The 5238-nt window shown below is 74.5% G+C and carries 3 protein-coding genes and 1 pseudogene; 3 read left to right on the forward strand and 1 reads right to left on the reverse strand.

The window, feature by feature from the left end:
• The 3 genes and pseudogenes from RT91_RS18690 to RT91_RS22860 all read left to right on the forward strand — a co-directional run.
• Positions 1-564 (forward strand): annotated as a pseudogene (locus RT91_RS18690) (hypothetical protein); the annotation flags it as partial.
• Between the two features lie 9 nt (positions 565-573).
• Complete coding sequence (locus RT91_RS22855; RefSeq protein WP_256363804.1) at positions 574-1713, forward strand: efflux RND transporter permease subunit; 1140 nt, start codon at positions 574-576, stop codon at positions 1711-1713.
• Positions 1710-3677 carry an efflux RND transporter permease subunit gene (locus RT91_RS22860; protein WP_256363805.1) on the forward strand — a complete coding sequence of 656 codons (1968 nt, stop codon included), beginning with the start codon at positions 1710-1712 and terminating at the stop codon, positions 3675-3677. The genes RT91_RS22855 and RT91_RS22860 overlap by 4 nt, the downstream gene beginning before the upstream one ends.
• A gap of 18 nt (positions 3678-3695) precedes the next feature.
• Here the strand turns inward: RT91_RS22860 and RT91_RS18700 are convergent, their stop codons facing one another.
• Positions 3696-5009: a sorbosone dehydrogenase family protein gene (locus RT91_RS18700; protein ID WP_013640982.1), complete on the reverse strand. Its 1314-nt coding sequence runs from the start codon at positions 5007-5009 to the stop codon at positions 3696-3698.
• Positions 5010-5238: the final 229 nt, after the last annotated feature.

Genomic DNA, 5238 nt, shown 5'->3' on the forward strand with positions numbered 1-5238 from the left:
GCGCTGCGGTCGGCGGCGGCGGCCCGCTTCGGCGCCGCGCTCGGCGCCGCGATCGCCGGGAACGGCGCGCCGTTCCGCGCCATCGAAGCCGGCGGGTCGCTCGTCTCGGTGGTGCAGGGCGGCGCGGCGCTGAACCACCTGCCCGCCGCCGCGACGGCGCGGCTGGCGAATGGCGGGACGGCGGCGCTCCATGCCATCGGCCCGGCGGGGCAGCTGCCGCCGGGGCTGCTCGGCCAGGCGTTCCTGTTCACCGGACCGGCCCTGCCCGTCGGCACGCCGCTCGCGGTGTCGCTGCCGGCGGGGCGGACGATCGCCGGATATGACGTGCCGGTCTCGGCGCTGGTCTGGCACCATGACCGCGCCTTCGCCTTCGTGCGGACGGCGCCGCGCGTCTTCACCGCCGTTCCGCTCGGCGGCACCGGCTCGCTGCGGCGGGGCGATGCGCCGGGCACGCGCTTCGTGCCCGCCACGGCGCTGCCGCGCGATCCCGCCATCGTCGTGCGCGGGGCCGGGCTGCTGAACTCGATGCTGGCGCGGACCGCCGGCGCCGCCGGCGGGACCTGAGACCGGCCCATGCTGTTGTCCGCCATCGTCCGCGCCGCGCTGCGCTACCGGCTCGTCGTCGTGCTGCTGGTGGGCGGGCTCGCGGCGATCCAGATCGCGCGGCTGCCCGGCGCCCGCTACGACGTGTTTCCCGAATTCACCGCGCCGACGGTGGTGATCGAGACCGCCACACCCGGCTTCAGCGCGTTGCAGACCGAACAGCTGGTCACCGACCGGCTGGAGCGCCGCCTCACCGGCCTGCCCGGCCTCGCGCGGATGCGCTCGACCTCGGAGGCCGGGCTGTCGGTGGTGCATCTGGTGTTCCACGGCGGCACCGATCCCTTCGGCGACCGCCAGCGCGTCGCCGGGCGGCTGGCCGAACTCGGCGGCGCGCTGCCGGCGGGGATCGTGCCCCGGCTCGCGCCGATGCAGTCCTCCACCGGCACGGCGCTGGAAATCGGGCTCTACCCCACCGGGCACATGTCGCTGGAGCGGCTGACGGCGATCGCCGAGACCGAGGTGCGGCCGGCGCTGCTGGCGGTGCCGGGGGTGGCGAATATCGTGATGTTCGGCGCGCGGCCCCCGCAATTCGACGTCGCCGTGCGGCCGCGCCGCCTGCTGGCCACCGGCTTCACCCTGGCGGCAGTGGCGCGGGCGGCGCATGCGGCGAGCGCCGTGCTCGGCGCCGGGTTCATCGACAGCGGCGCCCAGCGCCTCGTCCTCGCGCCGGAGGGGCAGGCGCGCAACGCCGCGGCGCTGGCGGCAAGCTGGCTCGGCGCGCGCGATGGCGTGCCGGTGAGCCTCGGCGATGTCGCCCATGTGCGGATCGCCGCGCCGCCGCGGTTCGGCGCGGCGCTGATCCATGACCGGCAGGGGCTGCTGCTGCTGGTCTCCTCGCTCTATGGCGCCAACACGCTGAAGGTCGCCAACCAGGCGGCGCACGTGATCGCGCGGCTGACGCCGGGGCTGCGGGCGGAGGGGGTCGGCGTCGATCCGCGCGCCTTCACGCCGGCGGCGTTCATCCGCGTCGCGCTGCTCGATCTCGGCCATGTGCTGCTGATCGGCGCGGCGCTGATCCTGCTCGTGCTGCTCGTCGCGCTGCGCGACTGGCGGGCGGCGCTGATTTCCTTCGTCGCCATTCCGGTGTCGCTGCTGGCGGCGGTCGGGTGATCACGGCGCTCGGCATCACCCTCAACACCATGGCGCTGGCCGGCCTCGCGATCGCGCTCGGCGAACTGGTCGACGACGCGGTGGTCGATGTCGAGAACATCACCCGCCGCCTGCGGGAGAACCGCGCCGCCGCCGCCCCGGCGCCGAGGCTGCTGGTGATCCTCCGCGCCTCGCTGGAGGTGCGCAGCGCGATCGTGTTCGCGAGCGCCGCCGTCGTCGTCGCCTTCACCCCGGTGATCGCGCTCGGCGGCGTGGCGGGACGGCTGTTCGCGCCGCTCGGCATCGCCTATATCGCCGCGATCGCGGCCTCGCTCATGGTGGCGCTGGTGGTGACGCCGGCGCTCGCGGCGCTGCTGCTCGGGCGCGGCGATGACGGGCGGGCGCACACGCCGCCGATCGTGCTGCTGCAACCGGCCTACCGGCGGGCGCTGGCCGGCCTCGAACGCTGGGGGCGGCTCGCCGCCGTGCTGGCGGTGGCCGTGGCGGCGGTGGCGGCGGTCAGCGCGCCGCTGCTCCAGACGCGCTTCCTGCCGCGCTTCCGCGAGAACGACGTGATCGTCCACTACCTGGCCGCGCCCGGCATGTCGATCGACGCGATGCTGGCGATCGGCCGGCAGGTGGTCGGCACGATCGAGCACCTGCCCGAGGTCGCCAACGCGGTGATGCATATCGGCCGGGCCTCGATGAGCAACGGCCATGCCGGGGTGAACAAGGCCGAGATCGACATCACCCTCAGCCGAACCGGCAACCGCCACGCCGCGCGCTCGACGCGCCGGATTCTCGACGCGGTCGACGGTATCCAGGGGCTGGCCTGGTGGACCCACACCTTCCTGAGCGAGCGGATCGACGAGAGCCTCGCGGGGGTGACGGCGCCGGTGACGGTGTCGGTCTACGGGCCGAACCTCGCCCGGATCGACGTCGCGGCCCGGCGCATCGCCGCCGCGGCGCGGCACCTGCCGGGGGTGCGCGCGGCATCGCTGGCCGCGACCCAGGCGGAGCCCACCCTGTCGGTGACGCTCGATCGCGCGGCGATGCTGCGCTATGGCGTGACGGCGCGCGCGGCGCTCGCGGCGCTGCGGATCGCCTATGCCGGTACGGTGGTCGGCCATGTGTATCGCGGCACGCTGGTCGAGCCGGTGGTGGTGACGCTGCCGAAGGCGCTGCGCCGCGAGCCGGCCTCGGTGGGCGACCTGCCGGTGGCGGCGTCCGGCGGGATGGTGGTGCCGTTGCGGCGGATCGCGCAAATCGGCCAGACCCGCGGCCCGGCGCAGATCCTGCACGATGACGGCCGGCGGGTGCAGGTCGTCACCGTGCAGACCGCGCACGGGCGGTCCGCGGCGGTGGTCGCGGCGCTGCGCCGGCGCATCGCCGGGCTTGGGCTCGGGGCCGGAATTTATGTGCAGTATGGCGGCACCGCGATCGCGGGCGGGGCGGCGCGGCGCTCGCTCGTCGTGCATGCGGGGATGGCGCTGGGCGTCATCCTCTCGCTCATCGCGCTGGCGCTGCGCGACGCGCGGGCGGTGGCGCTGATCGTCGGCATCCTGCCGGTCGCCTTTGCCGGCGGCGTCGCGGCGGTGTGGATCTTCCTCGCCGGTCATCTCGGCCTCGGCGCGATGGTGGGGCTGGCGACGCTGTTCGGCCTGACGCTGCGCAACGGGCTGCTGCTGCTGATCCACATGCGCCGGCTGGTGCTGGAGCACGGGATGGACTGGTCGGCGGCGACGGCGCGCGCGGCGGCGGCCGACCGGCTGCCGGCGATCGTGATCACGGCGAGCGTGACGGCCCTCGGGCTGCTGCCGCTGGCGATCGCCGCCGGCTCCCCCGGCGATGCGATCGAGGGGCCGATGGCGATCGTCATTCTCGGCGGGCTGCTGACGGCGACGCTGCTCTCGCTGTTCGTGCTGCCGGTGCTGGCGCCGCGCCTCGCCCGATTCCGCCCGCCGGCGGATGACGGCCTCGGCTGACGGCAGGGCGCGCCGGCCTCAGGCGCCGGTCACCCGCCAGATCACGTCGCCGACATCGTCGGCCACGAGCAGGCCGCCATCCGGGCCGAGCGCGACGCCGACCGGCCTTCCATAGGACTCTCGTTCGTCCGCCGAGAGGAAGCCGCTCAGGATGTCGCGCGGCGGGCCGGCGGGGCGGCCATCGGCGAAGGGGATGAAGACGACCTTGTAGCCGCTCAGCGTGCTGCGGTTCCACGAGCCGTGCTGGCCGATCGCCATGCCTTCGGGAAAGCCGGGCAGCGCGCCGGCGGGCAGCCAGCAGAGGCCGAGCGAGGCGGTGTGGCCGCCGAGCGCGTAATCCGGCGTGAGGGCGCGGGCGACGAGGGCGGGGTCCTGCTTCACCCGGTCGTCCACCGTCTGGCCCCAGTAGCAATAGGGCCAGCCGTAGAAGCCGCCCTCGCGCACGGTGGTGAGATAGTCGGGCGGGGTTTCGTCGCCGATGCCGTCGCGCTCGTTGACCACCGTCCAGAGCGCGCCGGTGCGCGGCTCCCAGGCGAGGCCGACCGGGTTGCGCAGGCCGGCGGCGAAGATGCGGCTGGCGCCGCTGGCAAGGTCGATCTCGTGGATGGCGGCGCGGCCTTCCTCCACCGCCATGCCGGCCTCGGCGATGTTGGTGAGCGAGCCGACGCCGACATAGAGTTTCGCGCCGTCCGGGCTCGGCAGCAGGCTGCGGGTCCAGTGGCCGCCGGGGTTGAAGCGGGTGAGCCGCCGCCCCGGCGCGGCGATGCGCTCCGCGCCGTTCGTGTAGGGGAAGGCCATCACGCCATCGGTATTGCCGACATAGAAGGTGTCGCCGACCAGGGCCATGCCGAAGGGCTGGTTGAGATTTTCCATGAAGGCGTTGCGGATTTCGGCGACGCCGTCGCCATCCGCGTCGCGCAGGCGGGTGATGCGGTTGGCGCTCGGCCCCATCGCGGCGGCGCGCTTCATCGTGCTGATCATCGCGTAGTCGAAGATCGAGGAGGGCGGGCGCGGCACCTCGCACGCCTCGGCGATCAGCACGTCGCCGCCGGGGAGCGCGCAGATCCAGCGCGGGTGCTGCAGGCCGGTGGCGAAGGCGTTGACCTTCAGGCCGGGAGCGGCCACCGGCGTGCGCCCCGCGGGCCAGCCGCGCGCCGTCGGCATCTTCAGGGTCGGGATGCTGCCCTGCGATTTCGCCGGCGGGATGGCGGGCGCGGTGCCCCAGGCGGGCTGGCGGGGCGCGTCCGACCGGCGGGCGAGAACGGCGGCGCCGCCGACCAGGGCGACGATCTGCGCGAAGATATCGGAAACGCTCACTTCATGCTTCTCCATGGATTTCAGGGCGGTGCGTCCGGTCCGGGCGGACCGGAAACTGCCTGTGCGAACAGCCGCATCGTTTCGGTGTCGTGATGTTATATTGTTCGTCCATTTTCGCCGCATGACAAGTATCCGGCCGTTGGGCCGGACAGGGGCGGGCCGCCTGGCGCGGATCAGCGACCGGGCGGGGCGCGGTTGCGGCGGGGCGGCGGCGCGCAGGCGGCGGGCGGGCGGAACCGGCGCG

The sequence above is a fragment of the Acidiphilium sp. JA12-A1 genome (assembly GCF_000724705.2).
In the GTDB taxonomy this organism is placed as follows: domain Bacteria; phylum Pseudomonadota; class Alphaproteobacteria; order Acetobacterales; family Acetobacteraceae; genus Acidiphilium; species Acidiphilium multivorum.

Excerpts from the sequence above, each read along its gene's own strand:
- RT91_RS22855 (WP_256363804.1), top strand. The coding sequence starts at position 574 with ATGCTGTTGTCCGCCATCGTCCGCGCCGCGCTGCGCTACCGGCTCGTC.
- RT91_RS18700 (WP_013640982.1), bottom strand. The coding sequence starts at position 5,009 with ATGGAGAAGCATGAAGTGAGCGTTTCCGATATCTTCGCGCAGATCGTC.